At 41.5% G+C, this 25,716-nt stretch carries 11 protein-coding genes; 1 reads left to right on the forward strand and 10 read right to left on the reverse strand.

Features of this window, described 5'->3' with window-relative positions:
• Window positions 1-128: 128 nt before the first annotated feature.
• Entirely contained in the window at window positions 129-803 is a 675-nt protein-coding gene (gene purQ / locus HWQ36_RS11900; protein ID WP_292702405.1) for a phosphoribosylformylglycinamidine synthase subunit PurQ, read from the forward strand.
• Window positions 804-986: 183 nt separating this feature from the next.
• On the opposite strand, the gene HWQ36_RS11905 is transcribed toward purQ, so the two are convergent.
• The 10 genes from HWQ36_RS11905 to HWQ36_RS11945 all read right to left on the reverse strand — a co-directional run bounded on the left by HWQ36_RS11905 (window position 987) and on the right by HWQ36_RS11945 (window position 24,442).
• Window positions 987-2,570, reverse strand: coding sequence for an HlyD family efflux transporter periplasmic adaptor subunit (locus tag HWQ36_RS11905; RefSeq protein ID WP_292702408.1), 1,584 nt, complete (start codon window positions 2,568-2,570; stop codon window positions 987-989).
• A gap of 92 nt (window positions 2,571-2,662) precedes the next feature.
• The gene (locus HWQ36_RS11910) at window positions 2,663-5,671 is read right to left on the reverse strand and encodes a peptidase domain-containing ABC transporter (protein WP_292702411.1); all 3,009 of its coding nucleotides are present in this window, start codon (window positions 5,669-5,671) and stop codon (window positions 2,663-2,665) included.
• Between the two features lie 809 nt (window positions 5,672-6,480).
• The gene (locus HWQ36_RS34350; protein ID WP_366828870.1) at window positions 6,481-6,684 is read right to left on the reverse strand and encodes a DUF4114 domain-containing protein; all 204 of its coding nucleotides are present in this window, start codon (window positions 6,682-6,684) and stop codon (window positions 6,481-6,483) included.
• The gene (locus HWQ36_RS34355; protein WP_366828889.1) at window positions 6,597-6,983 is read right to left on the reverse strand and encodes a hypothetical protein; all 387 of its coding nucleotides are present in this window, start codon (window positions 6,981-6,983) and stop codon (window positions 6,597-6,599) included. Before HWQ36_RS34355 ends, HWQ36_RS34350 begins: the two co-directional genes overlap by 88 nt.
• A 342-nt stretch (window positions 6,984-7,325) precedes the next feature.
• On the reverse strand, window positions 7,326-11,600 hold the full coding sequence (locus HWQ36_RS11920; RefSeq protein ID WP_292702414.1) for an amino acid adenylation domain-containing protein: 4,275 nt from the start codon (window positions 11,598-11,600) through the stop codon (window positions 7,326-7,328).
• Window positions 11,597-14,878: an amino acid adenylation domain-containing protein gene (locus tag HWQ36_RS11925; RefSeq protein WP_292702417.1), complete on the reverse strand. Its 3,282-nt coding sequence runs from the start codon at window positions 14,876-14,878 to the stop codon at window positions 11,597-11,599. Before HWQ36_RS11925 ends, HWQ36_RS11920 begins: the two co-directional genes overlap by 4 nt.
• A 72-nt stretch (window positions 14,879-14,950) precedes the next feature.
• The gene (locus HWQ36_RS11930) at window positions 14,951-16,102 is read right to left on the reverse strand and encodes an acyltransferase (RefSeq protein WP_292702420.1); all 1,152 of its coding nucleotides are present in this window, start codon (window positions 16,100-16,102) and stop codon (window positions 14,951-14,953) included.
• 229 nt (window positions 16,103-16,331) lie between these two features.
• Window positions 16,332-17,336, reverse strand: coding sequence for a hypothetical protein (locus HWQ36_RS11935; RefSeq protein ID WP_292702423.1), 1,005 nt, complete (start codon window positions 17,334-17,336; stop codon window positions 16,332-16,334).
• Between the two features lie 134 nt (window positions 17,337-17,470).
• Window positions 17,471-22,408: a type I polyketide synthase gene (locus HWQ36_RS11940; RefSeq protein WP_292702427.1), complete on the reverse strand. Its 4,938-nt coding sequence runs from the start codon at window positions 22,406-22,408 to the stop codon at window positions 17,471-17,473.
• A 3-nt stretch (window positions 22,409-22,411) separates the two neighbouring features.
• Entirely contained in the window at window positions 22,412-24,442 is a 2,031-nt protein-coding gene (locus HWQ36_RS11945; RefSeq protein WP_292702430.1) for a non-ribosomal peptide synthetase, read from the reverse strand.
• Window positions 24,443-25,716: the final 1,274 nt, after the last annotated feature.

The following is a 25,716-nucleotide window of genomic DNA, read 5'->3' on the forward strand; positions in this document are numbered from 1 at the left end:
AGGGGGGAGACAAGGGAGAGACTTAATTTTAAGAATTCTCCCTCATTCCCCTGCTCCCTGCCCCCTGCCCCCTGCTCCCTGCCCCCGCCCCCTGCCCCCTGCCCCTGCCCCATTCCCCATTCCCAATCATGAAATTTGGTGTTATTGTTTTTCCCGGTTCTAATTGCGATCGCGATGTTGCTTATGTAACTAGAGATTTGCTCTTACAACCAACTCGCATGGTTTGGCATCAAGAAACAGACATTGCTGATTTGGATGTCATTATCATCCCTGGTGGCTTTAGTTACGGTGATTATCTGCGCTGCGGTGCGATCGCACGTTTTTCACCCGTGATGCAACAGGTTGTCGAACATTCTCAAAAGGGTAAATTTGTCATTGGTATTTGCAACGGTTTTCAGGTATTAACTGAAGCTGGACTTTTGCCAGGAGTGTTAACTAGAAATCGGGATTTGCATTTTATTTGCGATCGCGTCCCCCTGAAAGTTGAGCGTACCAATCTCTTATGGACGCAAGCCTATACCAATAGTGAAGTTATCACTTTGCCCATTGCCCACGGAGAGGGGCGATTCTACGCTGATGCAGCCACTCTCGCAGAAATTGAAGATAACGGGCAAGTCGTGTTTCGTTATGAAGGCGAGAATCCCAATGGTTCACTGAACAACATTGCCGGGATTTGCAATCGTCAGGGCAATGTGTTGGGGATGATGCCGCACCCAGAAAGGGCATCTGACACGATGCTGGGTAATAGTGATGGCTTGAGGTTGTTTCAAGGCTTGGTAGAGAAGGTAGCCGCATTAGCGTAGAGGAAATATCGGGCGGCTAGGTTGGATGTTTGGCGATCGCTCTTTGAAGAAGATTATTTTACAGATAGCGATCGCTCCATCACATCAAGTTTTAGAATTTGCATCACTAAACAGTCGATAGTAGACATCACTTTTACAACTCAACGAGAGAGGCAGTATTCCCCCTGCCTCCTGCCTCCTTCTTCAACGTACCTCTTTAAGAGTATCAATTTGCTTGGTAAACAACTCAGTGAATAAACTCAGCACAGTCCGTTCTTCGCGTACTTTTATGTTGGCACTAATTGACATACCTGATTGCAAAGTGACGTTTTTACCCTTAATTACTAAAGATTGTTTATCCAATGAAATTTTTGCCGGAAATCTATAAAACTGATGTGTTTGGTCTGGCGGTAATGCGTCTGACCCTATCCCCATCACTTCCCCTTTGATATCGCCAAATTCGCTGTAAGGAAAGGAGTCAATTCTCACATCTACCTTCATGCCTTTTCGCACAAAACCGATATCTTTGTTAGTGATGAAAACTTCAGCTATATAGTTTTCCTTTGGGACAATTTGCAGCATTTTTGTAGTCGGACTCGCTACAAATCCAGGGTTTTTTGCTTGTAAATCGAAAACTGTTCCAGCTACAGGCGCACGAAGTTCTTGATACTTAACGTTTAACTGTGTTTGGGAGATTTTGCTATTGACATCTGCCAAACGCTGTTCATTATCTAGAATAACTTTCATGAATTGGCTATCAATTGCGGCAATACGCTGTTTGTTATCACCTATCTTATCCAAAACGTTTTTATCAGAAACAGCCACCGTATTGCTTAATTCTTGCTGGCCCTTTTCTATATCAAACTGGAGGCGTTTTTCTTCCTCACCTAGTTGTGCTACTTCCGCCGTGCGGTTTTGGACTTCTTGTTGCTGGTTGAGATACTGAAGTTGAGAAATACCACCTTCTTCTGATAATATTTTCAGCTTATCTAAAATACCCTGTTGAATGGCTAAACTCGCTTTACTATCTTCCAGCTTAAATTTATTTTGAGCTAGTTGTTTTTTGATTTTTTCTACTTCTAACTGCGCCGCAGCAGACCGAGAATCTAATTCTTTTTTGGCAACTCGTAGAAGTTGTTGCTCATCAATTCCTAATGTAGAATCTCGACCAGAATTTCTTAATTGAGTCCGCAATAATTCATTTTCTGCTACTAATGCTACCCGACTTTTCAGCAGAAAAGCAGTTTCTTGTGGCAAATTACCGCGTAAATATAATATTTCAGATCCCCCGGCGGTAGTTGCCCCCATCAATCGGCGATAAATTTGATTTTCTTTAATTAATGCAACACGAATTTTATTCAAAGAATTTAATTCTGCAACAGGGGCTATGGAATCAAAAGTCAGCAACAAATCCCCTGGCTTTACCTCTTGTCCATCTTTAACATTAACTGTTTTCACTACTCCATTAACAGGAGCCTGAACTTCTTTGACTGTTCCTTGCGGCTTTAATTGACCTGTTGCTGGCACTACTTGCTCAATTTTCGCAAAATAAGCCCAAGCAATTCCAAAGCAGGCTAACCCCATGAGAGTAACCATGATTGTCCGCGACCAAACTGGAGATTGGCGCAAGACAATTGATTGCTCAAATTCCTGACTACTTGAGTTAATTAAAGACTCTTGAGCAGCTTTTTGTTGTTTTGTAAGTACCGATGAATCTTGCTTGGCTCCATTTTTATGATTACCGTTTTTTTGATTGCCTTTGTGGTGATTTCCATTAAGTTGAGTCATAACGATTTTGCGTTTTGGATGTTAGATTTTGGATTTTTTGTCGGGTGAACACTGTTCAAATGATGTAATGTTATGCCGCCAATAATAACTAACTACAAGTTCACATCTTGTTGCTGATACAGATAATAATAATGACCTTTAGTAGCCATTAATTCTCGATGGCTACCTTGTTCTATAACCCTACTATTATCCATCACAACAATCATGTCTGCATTACTGACGGTGTTTAGTCGGTGGGTAATAAAAAATACTGTATCACCCTTAAATGCTTTGGCTAAATTGAGACATATTTGCCGTTCTGTGGGATAATCTAAAGCGCTAGTCGCTTCATCTAAAACTAATAATTTTGGTCGTTGTAAAACAGAACGAGCGATCGCAATTCTTTGTCGTTGTCCACCTGAAAGTGCAGAACCCCGTTCTCCCACCCGCGTGTTGTAACCGTTGGGCAAGTTCATGATAAACTCGTGAGCGCACGCAACCTGAGCCGCTTCGATAATTTCTTCGGTTGTCGCATCAGGATTCGTCAGAGCAATATTTTCCTGAACGCTGCCGTCAAACAACAATGTTTCTTGGGGAACTACGCCAATTTGTCGTCGCAGTGAATAAAGTTCGACTTTGGCAATATCATAACCATCAATCAAAATTCTGCCGGACTCAGTTTCGTAAAGTCTCAGCAGCAATTTCATCATCGTACTTTTACCAGATCCACTTTGTCCGACGATGCCAATAAATTTCCCTGGCTCAAATTCGAGGTTGACGTTGGAAAGTTGCAGAGGGCCACTCGTCCCAAATCGGAAGGAAACATTTTCATACTTCACTGCTCCCTTAATCGTCGGTAAGGGTATATTGTAGCGGTCTGTTTCTCCTTCTTGTGGCGTATCGACAATATCGCTTAAACGTTCTAGAGACAAGGCTGTTTCTTGGAAACTTTGCCAGAGTTGAGCTAAACGCAATATTGGGCTGGTTACATAACCCGATATAATCCTAAAGGCAATTAATTCTCCTAATGTTAATTCCCCTTGGAGTACTAGATAAGCTCCTACCCACAAAACTAGTAAGCTGCTGAGTTTGTTGAGAAAGTTACTGGTAGAGTTAGCGAGGGTGGAAGTTACAACTGTTTTAAAACCGGCAGCGACAAACCGAGCGTAACGCTCTTGCCAAGAAAAGCGCGATCGCAATTCGATATTTTGCGCTTTTACGGTTTGAATTCCTGACATCACCTCCACTAAATAAGATTGAGTTTCGGCGTTACGTTCGGCTTTGGCACGTAACTGTCTACTAATGGTGGGAGAAGCAATTAAGGTAATCACGATAAACACGGGAATCGTGCTTAAGCCTACCAAGGTGAGTTGCCAACTGTAAATCAGCATTACACCGATATACACCACCGAGAACAGAGCATCTAACCCCACTGTTAAGGCAGTACCAGTCAAAAATTGGCGAATATTTTCTAATTCGTTGATGCGAGTGGAAAGTTCACCCACCGGTCGGCGTTCAAAATAACGCAGTGGTAGACGTAATAAGTGGTCGATAATTTGCGACCCTAAACCCATATCGATCCGGTTAGTGGTATCGACAAATAAGTAAGTTCGCAACGTAGTTAGTACTGCTTCAAATAGTCCGACGACTAATAGTAAAATCCCCAAAATATGTAGTGTACCAATACTATTTTGAGTGATAACTTTGTCGATAATTAACTGAACTACCAGAGGATTTGCCAACGCTGCCAACTGCACGAAAAAGGAGGCTATAAAAACCTCGATCAACACTCGACGGTGCTTTGACAAATAGGGCAAAAACCACCGTAAACTAAACCGTTCTTGGGGTGTTTGGTTGGTAGCACTGAGCAGTAATACTCTAGCTTGGGGCGGAAAATTGGTTGGATCAACATCTAATTGTTCAACCAATTGAGCAGGTTTACAGCGCACAATTCCTTTAGATGGGACACCCACAACCACGGTATTTGTATCGGCTGCATATAAAACTGCAAAATTATCACCATAGCGAATCAATGCCGGTGTAGGAATGCGCGTTAATGAGGAGACTGGTATTTCTATTAACTGGGCCTTAAGTCCGATTAATTCTGCCAGGTAAGCAGTAACTTGAAACGATATAATCCCCTGACGTTTGACTTGCTCTGTTAAGATGCGGCGAACCACTTCTCGACGAAACGGTATTTCTAGGTGCTTCGCAATCATTTGGAAACAGGCGAAGGCTGTATTTAGTTCTCCCTTACCACTAAAAAACGGATATTTTTGTTTTGACGAACTATTTGAGGTATCGGGGACGGTCTGGGGAACGATTTCGTCTGATGCGTAAGGGATATCTAATTCATCATCATCTTGGCTATCTACCTGGGTGTTATTTACCGCCAGTACTATTTGATGACTATCTTCTAATATCAAATCTGACGGATGGATACCAAGCAACCGTGAAGGGTTTTGACCTATGACCTGGATTTTGTCTCGGTCGTCGTCTGATTCTAGGCGATCGCCAGGTGATAAATTCGTGACTGTACCACCGCCGCTTACAAACCAGACGCTTTTGTTATCTAGTTGATTGAATGGAGTTTTTCCTGGAGGGAGATAATGGACTTTCGCCTGTGGTAAGGCTTTTTCTGTGAGTTCTCTGAGATTTAAAGTTGCGATCGCTTGTTTTTGCCAATAGGAACCGAGAATATCGAAAACTTCCACCAAATAACTGCGATTCTTGCGAGCTTCGGCAAAAGCCGGGTATGAAGCGAGAAAACTAAAATATGCCGATGCACTCAAGGTTAAACATACTACTTCGGTGGAGGCGATCGCAGTCTCACAGGGGACATCGCGCAACAAACCAATTTCGCCGATAATTTCTCCAGGTTGTAGCAATTTTAGGGTAATTGGCATTTGCGTCTGGGGATCGTATCCCAACAGGCGTACTTGTCCCTCATAAATGATGGTGATGCGTTCCGGGAGACTTTCTTTACCAATGATTTTTTGACCGATGCGATAGCGCCAAGCTTGCAGTTGTTCTGATAGATTAGCGATCGCACCATCGGGTAACTGTTCAAACCCTTCTATGGTAGTGAGAAATTCGAGAAAAGTGTTCTTAATATAAGTCATATAAAACAACGAAAAGTGAGGAATTAAGTGGAAAATATTAGGGGGTATCTCTTTTACTAACAGAGGTAGTGTTTGGTTTTATGCCAGTAGTGGCAAGACTTCTGTATAATTCAGATGCCCAAATATGTAATAGCACAGAGGCTAGGTTCGTCTAATTGCAGACCTGTATTTCTATCACACGGTTACGATTGTTATGCGTTTTTCAGAGTAAAGCATAGTTTAAATAGATCGAGAACAAGTTATCACTTGGTTAACGCTACATAATTTATACAAAATTAAAATCAATATTTATTGCAAGTATGGAAGATGGATATTCATCAAACCAAGACACATAAACGCGGTTGTTAAATTTAGCGTTGCATATTTTAATTTATGATAATCAACATGAAAATATCACAGATGCTTTCCTAAGTAAATACCCTAATTAAGAATTATGTAATAAAAAAAACTTTAAATTTCTGAATTATTTTTTACAAATTCTTGAATATAGGGATTGACAATATCACTAATGGCGAAAGACAGGAGCTTTCCTCGTTAAACAGAACCCATACCTGATTATGAAAGAATTCTCCATCACTTTTTTGGTAGCTTAATTTAATAAAAATTAACTGGAAAAGTAAAGGTGAAGATTTTTTGTCACCCTAGAGGAATCAACTATTAAATTTATGAAGGAAAGACAATAACTGCCTTCAGTAAATTCACCAGTTTAATTAATAGCAAGTCCATCTAATCGCTATGCATAAAACACCCTCATCCCGGTTACAGGGTGAGGTTGTTTTATTCTACTAAGTAATTACTCGTATTTTATACTAGGCAATATTGACACTCAAATTTACCTGCACAATCACATCATTGTAATCTTTATCACCACCATTAGCTAAATCTTCAAAACCAAAGGTGTTATTTCCCAACAATCGAATGTGATCTAACCGATCAGAGTTAGCACCCAAAAATGCGAAGTAAACATTCTTATTAACATTGCTATTGAGAATTGCATCGGGTTTACCATCCACAATAATGGTGCAAACAAAGAATTTGGCCCAAAAGTGCCAGTGTATTGTGCAGTACCTTGGTTGTTCACCGTCAAATCAATGTCTCCAACATGCTTACGTATAGCGGCTTCGGCGTAACCAGCCTGTCCAACAATAATATCTGCTGTGCGATCGCCATTGGTGTCAATGCTACCATTCTCATCAGCCACCTGATAGAAACCGACAAAGTTGTTGTAAGATGCTTCTCTTTTTACTGCAAACTCAGCATAGACTAAGTAAAGCCCATGTGGTTTATACAAAGGCTTTATTGGCGATCGCATTTACACATATATCAAGCCGCCAGTAAAAGTTATTACCCGCAAATAAAACAACCCCATCCCGCAAGCGAGATGAGGTCGGAAAGCTATCACTAAAACAGAATTCAGAAATAAGTTTGATAGTCTACTGAAATTCGGAGAGTCAGAAGCAAAACAGGCTTTATATCTCAATAGGGTTCAGTTAAGGCTAAAACTTTTTGTGAAAGTCAATTTTTTTAACTAACCGCAGAGGCACAGAGAACACAGAGAGAGGGAAAAAATGCTTAACTGAACTGTATTGCTTTATATCTGGCTTAGAGACTTAAGTTTTGTAACTCACTTAGTTACTTCTAAGTCTAGAAAGATTCAGGTTTCTGCAATAATTTGATCTATGCAAGCCTTCATTTTGTCAGATACAGATCGTACATGGGGTTCTTTAAAAATGGAATTATGAATCCCAGAAATATCATAGATATCCACTCCCCCTAATGCCAATTTACCCCAACCCATTTTAGAATCAGCCTCCCGTTGTCCAACTACAAGACCATCTTCTGTTCGGAATATGGTTGCTTTACCTGAGTAAACTTGTAGAACATATTTTCTTAGCGCTTGTCTGGTGGCCTCTTCCACCATGTATTTCCGGTTGGAGTAAGGTAAGGGGCGAGCGAGAATCAGGTGAAAGTAAAAGACAAACCGCCAGAGGATCTCTTTGATCTGATATTTGAGCCGCTCTGTATTTCTTTTTACCTGTTCAATAACATAGTTAGATGCGATTGGCACAGATTCGATATTTCTGGAACCGTAGGTATCAAATAAAACTAGCAAAGCTACTTTTTTACCTTGCATAGCCAATTGCCGAGCCATCTCGTAAGCAATTATCCCCCCAGAGGAGTAGCCGCCGATCAAATAAGGCTCATGGGGCTGAATAGTCTGGATTTGTTGAATGTAGTGCGCTGCCATCTCTTCAATCCGGGTATAAGGAAGTTGTTTTCCATCTAACCCTTGTGGTTGCAGTCCATAAAATGGTTGATCTGATCCTAGATGCACTGCCAATTCCCGGAAACGCAGAACTTCTCCACCCAAACCATGTATACAGAAGAAAGGAGGCTTAGAACCGTTGGGCTGAATAGCTACCAAAGATGACCAAGGAATTGATGTTTCAGACTTGACATCATCTGCTGGCGTTGCCGCAACCCCAGGTTTTGAGCATCTTTCTCGCTCAACGATATTAGCTAATTGCTCAATAGTTGGGGCTTGCAAAAGGATAGATAGAGCTAGATTTTTGCCTACAATTTTTTCAATCTGAGAAAACAGACGTACTGCCAGCAGTGAGTGTCCACCCAAATCAAAAAAGTTGTCTGTTATTGCAATCGGATGAACCCCTAAAACATTTTCCCAGATTTCTGTTAATTGAAGTTGTAATGGATTTTCTGCTGTAGCAAATATTTTTTCTATTTTAGAATTATTTGGATTCAGCGCAGGTAATGCTTTGCGATCAACTTGGCCATTAGCATTCAATGGCAGAGAATCCACTATAGCAAAGGTAGAAGGCAACAAATGCTCAGGCAACTTTTGCTGGAGAAAACTCAGTAGTTGCTCACTCCCAAAAGTCTCTCCTTCTTTAGGGAGAACATAAGCAGTTAAACGTTTATCCCCAGGAACATCTTCTCTGGCAATCACCACAGTGTTCTGCACGCCTGGATATTGACCCAAAATTGTCTCAATTTCTGTCAACTCAATCCGAAAGCCGCGAATTTTAGCCTGATTATCTAGGCGGCCAATAAACTCAATATTGCCGTCACTTAAGTAGCGTCCTAAGTCGCCACTTCTGTAAAGATATGCCCCAGATTCGCTGCTAAAGGGATTGGGGATAAATTTCTCAGATGTTAACTCAGTACGGTTAAAGTAGCCTGGTGCAACACCAATACCACTGATGTAGATTTCGCCAGTAACGCCAACTGGTAGAGGTTGCGATCGCCGATCGAGAATGTATATTTTTGTATTGGCGATCGCTTTTCCTATGGGAATTTCTGACCGAGTGTTACTGGCTTCAGTAGCAGTTGCCGGATCGTAAACCGTGGCGGTTAAAGTTGTTTCTAGCGATCCATAAGCATTAAGCCAGCGTACTTGCTTGCCAACTTTTTCTACCCAAGTTAAATAAGCATTGCGTGAGACTTTTTCACCACCAACTATGACTAAGCGTAAGCTGACTGGCAAGGTTTGTGGAGATACAGATGGCTCGTTAACTAACTCATACCAAAAAGAAGTAGGTAGATTAACAACGGTAATTTTTTGTTGAGCAATGAATGGGAAAAACTGCGCCGTCGATTTTGGTAGCTTTTGAGACTGTAAAATGACGGTAGCACCAGTAATCCAACTGGGGAACAGTGATTCAATGAAAGTATCGTAACTGATACTAGATATGAGTAGTAGGCGATCGCGCTCAGTCAACTCCCAAGTGTCACTGATTGCTAGACTGTGGGTGACGAGATTACGGTGGGTAATGCCTATACCGTTGGGTTTTCCATTGCCGCCGGACACATACATCACACAGGCGAGAGTCTGATCTGTGGTGTAATATGCTGGATTTTCATTTGCGTGTAGTGCGATACCTTCGGTGGGCTTTGCCAACGCTTCCCAATTACTATCCAAACAGATAACTTGTGCCTGATACTCAGAGAATTTATCAACCAATAAGCTTTGGGTTAACACTAAGGATGTTTGGGCATCTTCTAAAATGAAAGCCAAACCATCTTGCCCAGATGTCGGAACTATTGGTACGTAAGTTCCCCCAGCTTTCAAAATACCCAACAGCCCCACAATCATCTCCAGGGAAGGCTCTACATAAAGACCGACGAGTACCCCCGATTTTACCCCTAGAGTTTGCAAATAGTGGGCTAGCTGATTTGCACGCTGGTTGAGTTCCTGATAGGTTAGTTGCTGATTTTCAAAACTTACTGCAATATTATTTGGAGTTCGTTTAGCTTGAGCCTCAAACCACTGATGAATACAAGTATTCTGGGGATAATCAGCCTGCTTGCCATGCCAATCAACCAATACTTGATGTTGTTCACCTGCTGTTAACAGGGGTAATTCAGATATCGGCTGATCGGGATTAGCAACAATGCCTTCGAGTAAAGTTTTGAAGTGTCCCAACATCCGCTCTATGGTACTGGCATCAAACATCTCGGCATTGTAATCAAATACCATGCCCAGACCATTATCCTGTTCCCGCAAGACTAATGTCAGATCGTATTTGGTTTTACCATGATAGATGTAACCAAATAGAGAAGTGATAGTCAAATCAGGTAGTTGCACTGCTCCCATGCCACGACCATTCGACCAAGGAGGATTAAGGGAGAACTTTACCTGAAATAAAGACGAACTATTGCGACTTTGTTGTTCTGGTTTAAGTTCTTCAATTAGCCTCTCAAAAGGTAGGTCTTGATGGCTATAAGCCTCTAAGCAATCCTTACGCACGCGGTCTAACAATTGTCGGAAAGTTGGATTTCCTGCTAAGTTACCCCGCATTACAAGAGTATTAGAGAAAAATCCAATCAGCCGCTCGGTTTCTACTTGTCCCCGGCTTGCACTGGCAAAGCTAATCAGTAGGTCTTCTTGTCCAGAATAACGGTAGAGCAATAGCTCAAACACTGTTAGTAGAGTCATGAACAGGGTGACACCCCATTTTTGACTCATGTCTGTCAGGGCATGGTTCAGCGTCTTTGATAGCAGCAGGGCGGCGCGATCGCCTCGATATGTCTGCACACCATGAGGACGGGGATGATCGTAAGGTAACTCAATGATCGGTAAATTGCCTTCTAGCTTTTGCTTCCAGTAGTTTACCTGTGACTCTAAAACCTCTCCCTGGAGCCATTGATATTGCCAATTGGTAAAATCAGCATACTGTACTGGTAAGGGAGTTAAAGGAGAAGCCTTTCCCGCCGACAATGCTTTATAGATGGTAGTGAAGTCTTGATAGAACAGATCGGAAGAAGCTCCATCACAAACTATGCAGTGCATATTCCAGATTAGCAGATGCTCGCGATCGCTCAACCGCAGCAGCAGTAACCGCAAAATCGGCCCATTGGCGAGATCAAAAGGTTGATGAGCTTCTTTAGTTGCTAGTAGGAGAGCTTCAGCCTCTCTCTTTTCATCTGGTACTTGCCGCAAGTCAATTATTGGCAGCGTCAAGGAAACATCGCTTGCAATTACTTGAGAGGGCTTTCCATTCACGGCTGGAAAAGTTGTCCGCAGAACTTCATGGCGACGGACGACTTCTCTCAAACTTTCCTCTAAGACAGCAACATTCAGATTCCCCGTAAAACGCACCACAACGGGCATATTATTCGAGGAACTGTTAGGTTCAAACTGATGAAGGAACCATATCCGTTGCTGACCAAAAGAAAGCGGCAAGTTGCCATTCCGTTCACAAGCGACAATTGGGGGAATCTGTGAATTGGCAGCTGTAGTAATTTGTCGGAGAAAGTTGATGATTTCGGCTTTTTGAGTTTTTAACTCGGTGAGCAATTCCGGCGTGAGACTATCTTTTGCTGCCCGATAGCGTAAGCGTTCACCCTCTAGCCAAAGTTTGACATCGCGCTGACGTAGCTCAGATAGTAGTTCATCTAAAGTTTTCATAGCTCACCTTCCTCGTAATCATCAGCTGTTTCACTATCAGAAGCCTGAACGCCTTGGGTTGCCCAACGCAGAGTTTCCACTCGTTCAGCTAAATCTGCTATCGTTGGTAATTCAAATAAATTGGACATGAGAATTTCTACTTGCAAAGCTTGGCGCAGTCGAGAAACCACTTGAATTCCTAGTAGAGAATATCCACCCAATTCAAAAAAGTTGTCATAAATCCCAACTCGCTTAACATTCAAAACCTGTGTCCAGATATCTGCAATTTGCTGCTCAATGGGAGTACGAGGCGCTACATAATTTGCTTCCAGTTCTGGACGGAAAGAATCAGGTTTTGGTAGTGCCCGACGATCAACTTTGCCGTTAGCATTTAGCGGCAAGGCTTCCAGCGCCACAAAAATCTTTGGCACCATATATTCAGGAAGCTGTTGTTTCAAGAATCGCCGTAATTCTGAGATTATTTGCGGGTTATCTTGACCAACTTCTGCGACAAAATAACCAACCAATAATTTCTCACCAGGAGTATCTTCTCGAACAATTACTACCGCTTCTTTTATTGCCGGATATTGCAAAAGTGCGGTTTCAACTTCACCCAATTCTATGCGGAAACCGCTCACTTTTACCTGATTATCAATCCGACCCAGGTATTCAATATTTCCATCTGGTAAATAGCGAGCTAAGTCTCCACTTTTATATAAGCGTGATTGGGAATCTAAGCTTAAGGGATTGGCAATAAATCTTTCAGCAGTCAGATCCGGGCGATTGAAATATTCTCGTGCTAAACCATCGCCACCAATATACAATTCACCCGTGATTCCAATCGGAACGGGTTGTAAATGTGAGTCTAAGATATAAACTTGGGTATTAGCAATGGGGCGACCAATAGGAATAGAAGCCCCTGGCTTTAGTGGTGCTGTAATTTCATAACAGCAGGTAAAAGTTGTGCTTTCTGTTGGCCCGTAACCATTAACCAGTTTACAGTTTTCTACTGTGTTGAGAAATTTCTGGACGTGGGTAACGGATAAAACATCACCACCTGCTAACAGTTGACGTAAGGGTTTTAAAGCATCAATTTTTTCATCAACTATCAGATGGAATAAACCCGCCGTTAGCCACAGGGTTGTCACCTGGTATTGCTGAATAATTTGCCCTAATTCGTCTAAAGATGGGGTATGGGGAGGAAAAATTATTAGTTTTGCACCGTTAAGCAAACAACCCCAAATTTCAAAGGTTGAAGCGTCAAAGGAGACGGGACTAATTTGCAGAAATACTTCTTTGGCAGTAAGGCTTACATAGTTAGTTTCTTTGACTAATCTAACGACACCTTGATGGATAACACTAACACCCTTGGGCTGACCTGTAGAACCAGATGTGTACATTACATAAGCCAAGTTGTCAGCCTTGACATTACTAATTAAATTCTCTGGTGTTTTTTGGTTGATAGTATCCCAATCGGTATCTAGACAAATTACGCTTGCTGTGTGATTAGGTAGTTTGTCAACTAGCCATTTTTGAGTCAATAATAATTGGATCTGGGTGTCTGAAAGCATGAAAGCCAAGCGTTCTTGCGGATACCCCGGATCTAGGGGTACATAAGCTCCACCTGCCTTCAGAATCCCTAAAAGACCTACCACCATTTCTAAGGAGCGATCGACGCAGATTCCCACAAGAACATCTACGCCTACTCCTAATGTTTGCAAGTATTGCGCTAATTGGTTCGCGCGAATATTTAACTCTCGATAAGTAAGTTGCTGTTCTTGAAATATCAACGCCACAGCATCGGGGGTACGCTCTACCTGCTCCTCAAATAACTGATGAATGGATTTATCTTGAGGATAGTCTGTTTGAGTCTGGTTCCATGTTGCTAATAACTGTTGCTCAACTGCTGGTAAAATTGGCAATTTAGCAATAGTTTGATTGGGGTTAGCAACTATACCCAATAACAAAGTTTCAAACTCTGCCATGCGGTGGCGGATAGTGTCAGCATCAAATAAATTAGTGTTGTACTGACATTCCAGGGTCATCTGACCACGTAATTCCGTAGCATTAATGAACAGTTCAAAGTTCTCGAAGGCGCGGGGGTTAGAGAAAAATTCTACTTCTAGCCCAGTGAAGGGGAGTTTATCACTATCTAAACCCTGATCGATATTAAATGTAATTGGAACTAAGGGAATATGGCTAGAATCCCGTGCCAAAACTAGTTTTTTGACTAGACTACCAAAGGTAAATTGTTGATGATCGTAAGCGTCTAGTACAGCCGATCGCCGCGATCGCAAGTAGTCGCTGAAAGATTTTTCGCTATCAATCTGGCTACGTAAAGGTAGTAAATTTACACAGTGACCTACGAGATTATATTGCCCCAAAGCAGCTTGTCCGGCGGCTGGAATACCTACAACCAAGTCGTTTTGTCCTGTCAAACGGTGTAGCCAAACCTCAAATCCTCCCAGGATAGTAGTCATAAAGCTACAACCGAGTTTTGTCCCTAGTTGTTTGAGGTTAGCAACTAATTCGGGATTTAAATGCCAATCTTCGCGGGCAGCGTTAAAGGTTCTGAGTGGTGGACGGGGGCGATCGCTGGGGAAATCCAGCACAGGTACAGAGTCAGCGAATTGTTGTAACCAGTATTCTTCTGTGGCGATCGCTTCTGGACTATCCGCCTCTTCTTCCTGCAAAATCGCATATTCACTTAAGTTGTCTGGTTCTTCTAATTCAGGAACAATACCCTGTTGCAAGCCAGAATAAAGTTTACCCAAATCTGGCATCAGCACTGCCCAAGACCAACCATCACAAATAATATGATGTGCTGTCAAAGTAGCTAGATGCTCCTGCGGCTGCAATTTGACAATTTTTGCCCGAAATAGGGGGCCATGTTCTAAATCAAAAGGTTGCTCTACCTCTTGTCGCAAGATACTAGCTAATTTTTCCTGTTGTTCCTGTGGTTCCAGGTTAGAAAGATCAATAATAGGGATTTCAATTTGCCGAGAAGCAACAATGCAGAGTGTATTGCCATCCGTGCTAAAAGTTGTCCGTAGTGCTTCATGACGTTGTACTAACTCTTCAATCGCAGACTTGAAAATTTTGACATCAAGTTCGCCTTTTAGTCGCAGAGATTGGGATTCGTTATAAGCACAATTGGCAGCATTCCCCATTTGCACAGAAGCCCAAATTTCTTTTTGTGATTCTGTGGCAGGGGCGGTTAGAAGTAATTCTCCATCTGCAAATGGATCAAAATCAACCGCAGTTAATGCGGATTGGTAATCTACAGGTGATAAGCTCATAAAACTCTATTATTTTCTCGGTTTATTCAAAGTTAAATTTAAATCTTTCTTGACAAAGTATTGGCATTCAATTCATTGTTTAGCCAAGATTGTAGATTTTAAATAATTACGCATAGGAACTTCTACAAATCTATATGTCAATGATGCAGCCAATATGATAATCATAAGAAATACTCCTAGAGATGTCAAGGCTTCATATTCTGTGAATCTTTTGCCAAAAGCATGGTGAAATTTATAAATCCATAATGTTTTTAACAATTCTTGAACAAACCAATGAACCATGTAAATCGAGTAAGAAATAGTCCCGAAATACAGCATTAACCGTGAATTTAAAAATTTTGACATTGCGCCACTATTGTTGATAGATACAGCCAAAATCAGGAGAGAAAAAGCTGGTAAAATTAGCCAATCATGAAGGCTACGCCAATAATTCCAGTAGTAATTCATAATCAGAATTATCCAAGTTATAGCTATAATTGCTAGTAAATTAATATTAAAATACTTTCTATAATTATCTCTACGATAGACTTTATAAGTTATAATTCCAAGTATGCACTCTAGCCCGCATCTAGCTATGGAAGGTATGCCAATAATGCTATCTAAATTTCCACGGGTAAAGGCGATTAGTAGTAATATACTGAAGAGAGCAGAAACATAAATTTTTAAATCATTTTTTTCGTTATTTCTTAATAATAAAAATAAGATAAATGGAAATATGCAATATATAACAAACTCTACACTAATTGACCACGCTGGCTCATTCCAATAAGTATCGCACCAAAATAAAGGTGGGCAAGTTAAGTCGAATGCTTGGAGAAGGAAAATATTAGCAAAAAGGGCAGTTAAGTTAAATTTACCAGTAAAAGCAGAATTATTTAATAAGAATATTTTTGCAATTTCTAATCCAATAAATAGAGATAAAACAAATATATGTAGAGGATAGATTCTGGCAAACCGCGAGAATAAATATGAGCGATAGTTAGATGAATTAACTTTTAAAGAAAAATCTCCAATATAAACGTGGGTCATGATAAAACCACTCAGAATGAAGAAAAAATCAACACACAAATATCCATTACGAAAAAAATCGCTATATGCTGATAAAGTTGAACCAGTTTTAGGTAAAGTGTAATATGAGAAATGATGTACAACAACAACCAAAGCTGCAATACCGCGCAGAGAGGTGAGCGAATTGATTTGGTTATACATTGATGTTTTTGGCATTTAATTATCTCAAGAATACAAACAGTTAGATATTTTTAGGATAATATTGATGGTTTCATGGGATTTTTGAAATACAAGTATGCTAAACATTATTCACCAGATTATGGTTTTGGTGGGCATTGCCCACCTATTAATAAAAATTATTTTGCTATATCAAATCTGTCAAAAGTTTAGCTTTTACTTTCTAAGTACAACACTGATTCAGTATTAAAAATTTGAGAATTCATAATTAACCATTTGAGAAAATTGAGATTTTTTTGATAAACTGGTTTAGCCTTCTCTCAATGGATTTGACTCTTAATATACCAGAGCGCAGTATTGCAAATTTACTTTTTGGACGGCGATCGCATAAAAGACCCAGAGCAAAGATTTTGATCCGATCTCGTAGCGCAGACTTGCCTGGTGGTGTGGGTTTGAATCCCAGTTTACGTAGATAGCTGTTGACTTGATAGACTCTAGCTTTTAGATCGTAAGGTCGCAGATAAAAGAGAACACTTAAAGCCACAGAAACATTATTACCATTTTTAGCCCAATGAGGGGCCAGTATTGGATGATGGACTCCCTTGCCTGGTTCCAAATGGTAAACGCTTGCTTTACTCTGATTCTCCTCTCTATAATTTGCTACATTCAGATCGCCTATGTAAAATTTTTCAATTTCCTCCTCGCTCAATATGGAACGATCATTTTGATTGAAGAGGCTCATATCTTTTTCGCCCTGAATCTGAAACAGGAAATTCAACTCACTATCGATGTGGTAAGGTGTAATAGAATTTGGAGAAGCTATAAAGATATAAGCACCCAGCCATGTCATCTCCTGGCGGAGAGGTTTACCTATAAGGTCTTCGAGTTCAGTTATGATCTGGTTGAGTAAGGCGGCGTATTCTGGGTCTACTTGAACATCTTCAAGCATTACCCAAGAATCAGATTCTTCAATATGTGCGATCGCTTCTGTGATTTCGTTGATTCCAGGTCGATGATTCCACTTTTGCTGAATAGGGACTCGGCTAGTATAAGACTGAATTTTGTCCGTTCTCCCTTGACTTAGGATAGTATTTGCCAAATCAACTAGGCGGGGGATCTCAAACAAAGGGTGTCCCGCAAGATTATGAGAAAACTTGAAGTGAGAACAGTTAAAGTTTTCTTGGAAAGTTGAAACATCACTTTGAATAATTTGTTTAGAAAGCTTCAGATCGGACTTAATTGAACCAGGTTTAAGTAGATTATCAGTTGACATACAAAACCTTGATCGATGAGTATTTACTATTTGCAAACACGGTTAATTTTTGGTGTTGCTGAATTGGAGTAGGAATTGATATTGTTTGATATAACTTCATACTTTCAATCAGCAACACCAATTTTTTAAAGCACTCAGGAAACACTTGCAACTTGTAAATATTTCCCAGGTCGCTCGGTATCGGGGATATACCAGGCGGGGTTGCCTTGGGGATCTCGTCCTAATTTGGCATTAGGTTGCGGCGGAAGATTACGTAGGCTGTTATTGGTAACTTCGCGGTTTGTTACTTCTATAGGCGGTGCAGACAAAAAGCCAGCAGATTGCATTTCGGCAATACTTTCTTTAAAGGCTGCCATTACAAAAGCTAGATCAGCTTCGGAATGGGCTGTTGTCAAGAAGCAAGGACGGTGATCCCAAGTATGCACTCCCTTATCCCGCAGTAAATAAAATAGCAAGTCTCCATAAGGAAACTCTGGTGCAGATTTCACCATAAACAGGGAGCCGAAGTTATAAGCTGTAAACGGAGCCTGAACTTTCTGGAAATAGCCCATAAGTTCCGCTACAAACTTATCAGTTCTTGCATTAAGATTTTGCTGCAAACTGGGGCCACTCTGTTTTAAATGTTGAAGTACTGCTTTGGCGGCTGCTAGTGCTAAAGGATGGCGGACAAAAGTTCCGGCAAAGTAAGTCACACCTACTTCTGGAACTGAGTCATCTCCAAACTGCCAAAATCCACCATCTAAAGCATCCATATATTGCGATTTGCCAGCAATGACTCCAATTGGTAGCCCACCGCCCACAATCTTACCGTAGGTTGCTATATCAGCCTTTATACCAAAATGCGCCTGAGCGCCGCCGGGATGAATTCTGAATCCGGTAACAATTTCATCAAAAATTAGGGCAATACCAGCTTCCTCAGTGAAATCACGCAATTGCTGGAGGAATTCTTTGGGCTGGTATTCAGGGCGACGGCTTTGCACAGATTCCACCATCACTGCTGCTAACTCATCAGCCCGACTTCTGAGGATTTCTAGAGACTCAGGCGAATCGTAGTCCACCACCAAAATGTTCTCTACCATTTCGGGTGGGATACCAGGAGCAGCAGGAATTGACCGGAGTTTCTTTGTCCCCCGAACAATTACTTCATCCAAAATGCCGTGATAAGCTCCAGAAAATATGGCGATTAAGTTACGCCCTGTGATGGTGCGTGCCATCCGCATCGCTCCCAGAACCGCTTCCGAACCCGTGTTGCAAAAAGCTGCTCGGTCAAAGTTGGTCAACTCACACATCAGCTTCGCCACTTCTCCAACTAAGGGAGTTTGCGGCCCAATTTCCATGCCGAGTTTCAGTTGTGCTTCAATTGCTTCGGTAATGAAAGGTGGCGACCAACCAAACAAATTCAAACCAAAGCCATTGCTTAAATCAACATATTCATTGCCATCAACGTCCCAAAGTTTAGAACCCGATGAACGAGACGCTACGATGGGGTAAACCATCTCTTTCATTGTCGGGTTAAACCCAGAAACAGTTCTTGGGTCTGCCAAATAAGGGCGATGGGATTGAGTATATTCTTTTGATTTTTTAGTCCGTTGTGTGTATCTTTGGATAATTTTGTCTAGATGAGTGCGTTGTTGCGTTGTCAGAGTTTTAGTCTGGGTTTTTTCAATTCGAGCAGCTGCACCAAATGCCTTTTTAGCGCCATTTGATTCCGTGTCTACCGATGCAGGTGATTCTTTGCTGGTTTGGGTTGAGGGGATAGATACAACATTTTGTGGCTTGACACCATTATTTTGAGATGTCGCCGCAGGTACAACTGGGATTGTTACAGATTGACTGCTATTACCCAATAGCGCCAATTGCTGACTCATGATTTGTAGCTGCTGATTAATCACATTTTCTATGAAATTGGATGCAGCAGGTTGGGGAGAAATCTGAGGTGCAGATCCATTTGTATGAACTTCATGCACTACCAAAGTGGGTGATGTGGTTGCAGGTGCCGGTAATGGTACTTCTGGAGTGGGTTCTGCAATGGTTTCTGTTAATCCTAATGCGGATAAAGTTTCGGTAGACAAGGCTGGATTGATAAAGTCAGCCAGTGTTCCTAAATTGGGGTAAATTTCTAGTAACTGCCTAAGTGTTACCTTGACTTGAAATTTTTTCTTTAACGCTAGCCCCACTTGAGTCAGTGATAAAGAATCTAATCCCATTTCTAAAAATGTTGTCGAATCGTCAACACTAGCGATTTCCAATCCTGATGTTTCTTCGATAATTTCTTTTAGCAGAGGAATAAGCTTTTGCTGAGGTGATGTTGTCATAGTTTGGGTCTTTTCTAACTGGGGATTTGAAGGTTTGGGAGTTGCTGCGCGATTGGGATGGGGTAGAGGATCAATCCAGAAGCGTTGGCGTTCAAAGGGATAGGTAGGCAGAGGAATTCGTTGTCGCGTTTCCCTTTGATAGAAGTTGCTCCAGTCAATAGATACTCCTGCTAGCCACAGTTGTCCTAGTGCTTTGAGCAATGCTGTCCATTCGGCTTCGTTCTCAGCGTTATCACTTAGAGAAGGAATCGCTATCTGTTGTTTAATATCTTTTGCTTGTTGGCGGGCTAAGGTCGTAGTTGTAATTCGTGGTCCCACTTCTAACAGTATGCGCTCTGGCTGCTGCCATAAAGTTTGTACACCCTCCGCAAATCGCACAGTCTGACGTAGATGTGTAGCCCAATACATCGGATCGGTTGCTTGCTGGGCTGTAATCCAGTCTGCGGTAACTGTGGAAACAAAGGGAATTTGAGGTGGTGATAATTTAACTTTCCCAACTACCTCAGCAAAGGGGGCTATGATGCTATCCATCATTGAAGAGTGGAAAGCGTGAGAAGTGTGTAAACGGCGACAGACAACTTCTTCACTTTCTAGTTGTTTTTGCAGAGCCGCGATCGCCTCTGTTGGCCCAGAAACGACACACAGGGAAGGGCCATTAATTGCGGCGATCGCTAGTTCTGCACTCAATCGTGGCTCTACCTCTTTGGCTGGTAGGCGCACTGAGAGCATAGCCCCTTCTGGTAACTCCCACATTAAGCGACCGCGATTTGCAACCAACGTCAGCGCATCTTCTAAGGTGAATACACCTGCAATACAGGCGGCAACAAGTTCACCAATGCTATGACCAATCATGGCTTGGGGCTTGACTCCCCAACTTTGCCACAGTTGCGCTAAAGCATATTCAATAACGAATAATGCTGGTTGAGTAAAGCAGGTTTGCCGTAGGGAGATAGCCGCAGTTTCGCGTAGGCGTAGCCCGCCGTAGGCATCGCTCGGTGCGGGATACATGATTTCTCGTAAATCCCTACCCAACAAAGGTTTAAGGATTTCAGCACATTCATCTACTACCTCCTGAAACACAGGTTCGCGGTTGTACAGATTCAGTCCCATGTCCACATATTGCGATCCTTGTCCGGGGAACATGAAGACAACGGCTGGATTGCGGATTTCTGTATGACGGGTATTTACTTGATTGGGATCTAAAGATTGTAACGATGCGATCGCATCTGTGATGTCGTGGCAAACTATACTGCGTCGATAATTTAAGGCTTTGCGCCCTCGCTGTAGGGTATAAGCTACATCGGCTAAGTTAATTTCGGCATTGTACTGGAGATATTGCTGCAAATTTGCTGTTGCAGCTTCTAAGGCTGTACTAGTTTTTGCCGAGAGCAACAATAGCTGCTGTGGGCGAGAAGATCCTGAACTTTGAATTTGTGGCGCTTCTTCCAGCACAATATGAGCATTAGTCCCGCCGACACCAAAAGAACTTACACCGGCTCGTCGCAAAGTTTCACCTTCTGACCATTCAGCTAGTTTGGTATTTACATAGAAAGGGCTGTTGGCAAAGTCAATCTTGGGGTTGGGAGCCTCAAAATTTAAGCTAGGTGGAATCTTTTTATAATGCAGGGCAAGAGCGGTTTTAATTAACCCTGCTACCCCAGCCGCCGCAACTAAATGTCCGACATTGCTTTTAAGAGAGCCGATCGCACAAAATTGTTTAGCATCTGTATGCACACGAAATGCTTGCGTCAGCGCTTCAATTTCAATGGGGTCGCCTAAAGGTGTAGCTGTACCGTGAGCTTCAATATAAGAGATGGTTTCTGGGTGGAAGTTGGCATAAGCTTGCGCCATTGCAACGGCTTCTGCTTGTCCGTCTACGCTGGGAGCGGTAAAGCTTACTTTATCAGCCCCATCATTATTGATACCAGAACCACGAATTACGGCATAGATGCGATCGCCTTCATTAAGTGCATCTTCTAAACGCTTGAGGACAACTATTCCTGCGCCATTGTTGAACATTGTGCCCTGAGCACTGGCATCAAAGGGACGACAATGACCATCTCCAGACAGCATACTGCCTTCTTGAGCCATATAACCGCTATTTTGAGGTGTAGTCATAGATACACCACCAGCTAAAGCCATATCGCACTGATAGCTGCTTAAGGCTTGGCAAGCTTGAATAATTGCTACTAAAGAAGTAGAGCAAGCCGTATTAACACTGACGGCCGGGCCTTTGAGGTTTAGCTTGTAAGCAGCACGAGTAGTCAAAAAGTCTTTTTCATTTGCTAACATTGTCTGGAACTCGCCGATGCGATCGACAATTTCCATACGTCCAGAAATGTGGTTAGCAAAATAAGTATTTTGACCACAACCAGCGTATAAACCAATCAACCCCTCAAAAGACTCTGATTCATAACCAGCATTTTCTAGAGCTTCATAAACCAACTCTAGAAAAACTCTAGCCTGTGGGTCCATAACCACAGCTTCCAGTGGATTAATACCAAAGAAGGCTGCATCAAAAGTTTCTCCCCCAGGAATAATTCCTCTAGCTTTTACGTAGCTAGGATCTTTGCAAAGGTTCGGGTCAATACTGGGATCTAATTCCTCATCTTGAAAAAAAGTCGTTGACTCTAATCCTTCACACAGATTGCGCCAAAACTCATCGACATTGCCAGCGCCAGGAAATCTTCCTACCATGCCGATAATGGCAACACCATCAATAGGATCTTGGTTATCTGAGGTTTGCATATTTACCATTACTTAAACACCTTGTTGATGATTACGGCGACGAGCTTGAGCTGCTTGTTGGCGTTGGGCGCGATTTTGCAGCTTGTCATGAGACGGTTGGCTGTTCTGGTTTGAATGCAAATATTTTGCTAAAGAGCCAATCGTTGAATACTGAAATAGCTTCACAGTAGGTAGTTCAATACCAAGTTCCTGTTTTACTCGCACAGCAATTTGCAGAATTGAGATTGAAGTTCCTCCCAAATCAAAGAAATTATCATCAATCCCAACGCGATCGATTTTGAGGAGTTCAGACAAAATACCTGCAAGCAAACGTTCTAAATCAGTTTGGGGAGCAATGTATGCTTGTTCCAGTTGCGGACGTTCTCTACTTGGTGCTGGCAATTTATGTCTATCTACTTTGCCATTTGCGGTTAGAGGCAGTGATTCTAACATCACAAACGCTGATGGCACCATGTAATGAGGTAGTTGCTGCTGTAAAAAACTCCGTAATTTATTGTGGGTATATCTACTGTTGTAGTGAGGAACAATATAAGCAGTCAACTGCTTTTCACCTGTTTCATCGTGACGAGCTAAAACAACAATTTCCCGAACATCAGGATGTTGTGCAATCTCGCGCTCAATTTCCCCTAGTTCAATTCGGAAACCGCGAATTTTTACCTGATTGTCAATCCGACCTAAGAACTCGATATTGCCATCTGGAAGATAACGAGCTAAATCTCCAGTCTTGTAAAGGCGGGTTGCTAAATTGCTATCAAATGAGTGAGAAATAAACTTTTCGGCAGTCAAGTCGGGGCGGTTCAAATACCCTCTAGCTAATCCATCACCAGCAATGTACAATTCGCCAACTTCTCCAATTGCTACTGCTTGGAAGTTGTTGTCTAATATATAAACTTGGGTATTAGCAATTGGGCGACCAATAGGAATAGACACACCTGGTTGCAGTGGCGCTGTGATAGGATTGCAGCAGGTAAAAGTTGTATTCTCTGTTGGCCCATAACCATTAATTAGCCGACAGTTCTCTACTGTTTGGAGAAACTTCTGTACATGAGGAACAGATAAGACATCGCCACCCGCTAAAAGTTGACGCAAAGATTTTAAAGCATCAATTTTTTCATCCACTATGAGATGGAATAAGCCGGCTGTCAGCCAAAGAGTAGTGACTTGATATTGTTGAATAATCTGCCCTAATTCTTCTAATGATGGTGTATGAGGAGGGCAGATTACTAGTCGCCCACCGTTAAGTAAGCAACCCCAAATTTCAAAAGTTGAAGCGTCGAAGGAAATAGGAGCAAGTTGCAGAATTATTTCTTCATCTGTGAGGTAAGCATAATTAGTTTCTTTGACTAACCTAACAACACCACGATGGATAACGCTAACACCTTTGGGTGTACCTGTAGAACCTGATGTATACATGACATAAGCCAAGTTTTCAACAGTGACGCTAGTGCTTAGGTTCTCTTTTTTATTTTGGGCGATTGTATTCCAATCTGCATCTAGGCAAATTACAAATGCTGTATGAGTAGGTAATTTAGCAACTAGTTCTTTTTGAGTTAATAGTACCGATACCTGGGTATCTGATAGCATAAAAGCTAAACGTTCTTGTGGATACCCTGGATCTAGTGGTACATAAGCTCCACCTGCTTTGAGGATAGCTAAAAGTGCTACAACCATTTCTAAGGAGCGCTCTATGCAAATACCTACAAGAGTTTCTGCTCCTATCCCTAGTGTTTGTAGATATTGTGCCAGTTGATTAGCACGACTATTCAAATCTCTATAGGTGAGATGCTGATTATTAAAGATTAATGCTACAGCATCAGGTGTTTTCTCAACTTGTGCTTCAAACAACTGATGAATACACGCTTGCTGAGGATAATCCGTTTGAGTCTTATTCCACTCGTTCAGTAGGTCTTTTTCGGATTCTTTCAAGATAGGTAATGTTAAATTATATCGTTCTAAGTTATTTTCTGATGATAATGATGTTTGAGACTCAGTTATCAGAAATTGATTTTTATTTTTAGCTAATGAATCAGTTATTGCTTTCATATTTAATTTCAGCAAAAAATGTATCTTTTTGCAAAACTTGTAGTTTTTAAGTAGTGCTGCATTTTTAACAAAATGTAGGGGTTTAAATCCCCGGCTTCTATCAAGCCGCCAGTGTTGTGGCGGGGTCTAAATCCCCGTTACAACACGGAATTGCGAATTGCGAATTGGTTTAACTTAACAAATGTATAGGTTGGTGATGCAGCTAATGTTACTACTAAACTATACAAAATCTGAATTATTACTGAGTGAAGAATACTAAGGTTTGTTCTAAAATTCATACGAAATATGCTTTTATATATTAAAGATATAGATTTTTGGATAAAGCAGTAAACTATGTAAGTTGAGTACAATATTTTTCCGAGATAAATAAGTAACGATGAATGATGATGTATGAAAACTAATATAGCTGCAACACTACGCAAAAATTGTTTAAACATTAGTATTATTCCTTAGCTTTTTTAGTTATATTTTTAGCTTTTAAATTATATTTAAAGACTAATTTGACAAGAAGTCATGCCGCAATCCTACAATGTTTATATGAAAGGGCACTGACTCTTAGATTGAGTTTTTTTATTTTGACCTATTTCCTCAAAATCTGAGTTATTTTCAATACATCTTCATTGAAAATTAAAACTTTAGAGGTGGTTTGCAATGAGAGTATTAACTGTACGTTCGCTTATTTGAGAGGATAAGAAGAATTAATGCCTTGATGGGCAAGGAAGACAGGTGTGAAGACAGTATCAGGAAGATAGCGAAAAGAGAACTAATACTGAGTTGTATTTAAAGATAGTACGGGGGATGAGAGGGATGAAAAATCTTTGCAACAAATAAATCGGTTGTAGGGGCCCCTTCTCGGTTAACCTGTGTGACATCTCTTGGATGGCAACAGGCCCTAATTTACCAACTGCTGCTGTGTTGGAACTCTGCGATCGCGCGTAAGCTAGGAGTGACTCTTCATTTAAAAGGTTGTTACCGAGAAATTTTTCATTGATATCCTCCAGAACAGGATCGCTTTCGATGAATGGTGTGACACTACCATTGGCATTAGGACTGGGGAAACCAGTGTAGACAGTGTTGCGAAAGTCGCCTGTATCCCCCAGGTAATGCCCAGTTGCGATCGCAGAAGCATTGCGAGTGGTAAATGCAAATGACTTTTGGCGAAAGTAACCCTCTCCTGACGGATACTATATAAAAATTTATATTTTCTCATATACAAGAAAAAGCGAGGGAGTGTTACTCCCCCGCATTAGTAAAATCGTTACAGCTTAACTAAT

Source organism: Nostoc sp. NMS2, from assembly GCF_017115105.1.
In the GTDB taxonomy this organism is placed as follows: Bacteria; Cyanobacteriota; Cyanobacteriia; order Cyanobacteriales; family Nostocaceae; genus Nostoc.

Excerpts from the sequence above, each read along its gene's own strand:
- HWQ36_RS11905 (WP_292702408.1), bottom strand. The coding sequence starts at position 2,570 with ATGACTCAACTTAATGGAAATCACCACAAAGGCAATCAAAAAAACGGT.
- HWQ36_RS34355 (WP_366828889.1), bottom strand. The coding sequence starts at position 6,983 with ATGCGATCGCCAATAAAGCCTTTGTATAAACCACATGGGCTTTACTTA.
- HWQ36_RS11925 (WP_292702417.1), bottom strand. The coding sequence starts at position 14,878 with ATGAGCTTATCACCTGTAGATTACCAATCCGCATTAACTGCGGTTGAT.
- HWQ36_RS11940 (WP_292702427.1), bottom strand. The coding sequence starts at position 22,408 with ATGGTAAATATGCAAACCTCAGATAACCAAGATCCTATTGATGGTGTT.
- HWQ36_RS11910 (WP_292702411.1), bottom strand. The coding sequence starts at position 5,671 with ATGACTTATATTAAGAACACTTTTCTCGAATTTCTCACTACCATAGAA.
- HWQ36_RS11935 (WP_292702423.1), bottom strand. The coding sequence starts at position 17,336 with ATGTCAACTGATAATCTACTTAAACCTGGTTCAATTAAGTCCGATCTG.
- purQ (WP_292702405.1), top strand. The coding sequence starts at position 129 with ATGAAATTTGGTGTTATTGTTTTTCCCGGTTCTAATTGCGATCGCGAT.
- HWQ36_RS11945 (WP_292702430.1), bottom strand. The coding sequence starts at position 24,442 with ATGAAAGCAATAACTGATTCATTAGCTAAAAATAAAAATCAATTTCTG.
- HWQ36_RS11920 (WP_292702414.1), bottom strand. The coding sequence starts at position 11,600 with ATGAAAACTTTAGATGAACTACTATCTGAGCTACGTCAGCGCGATGTC.
- HWQ36_RS11930 (WP_292702420.1), bottom strand. The coding sequence starts at position 16,102 with ATGCCAAAAACATCAATGTATAACCAAATCAATTCGCTCACCTCTCTG.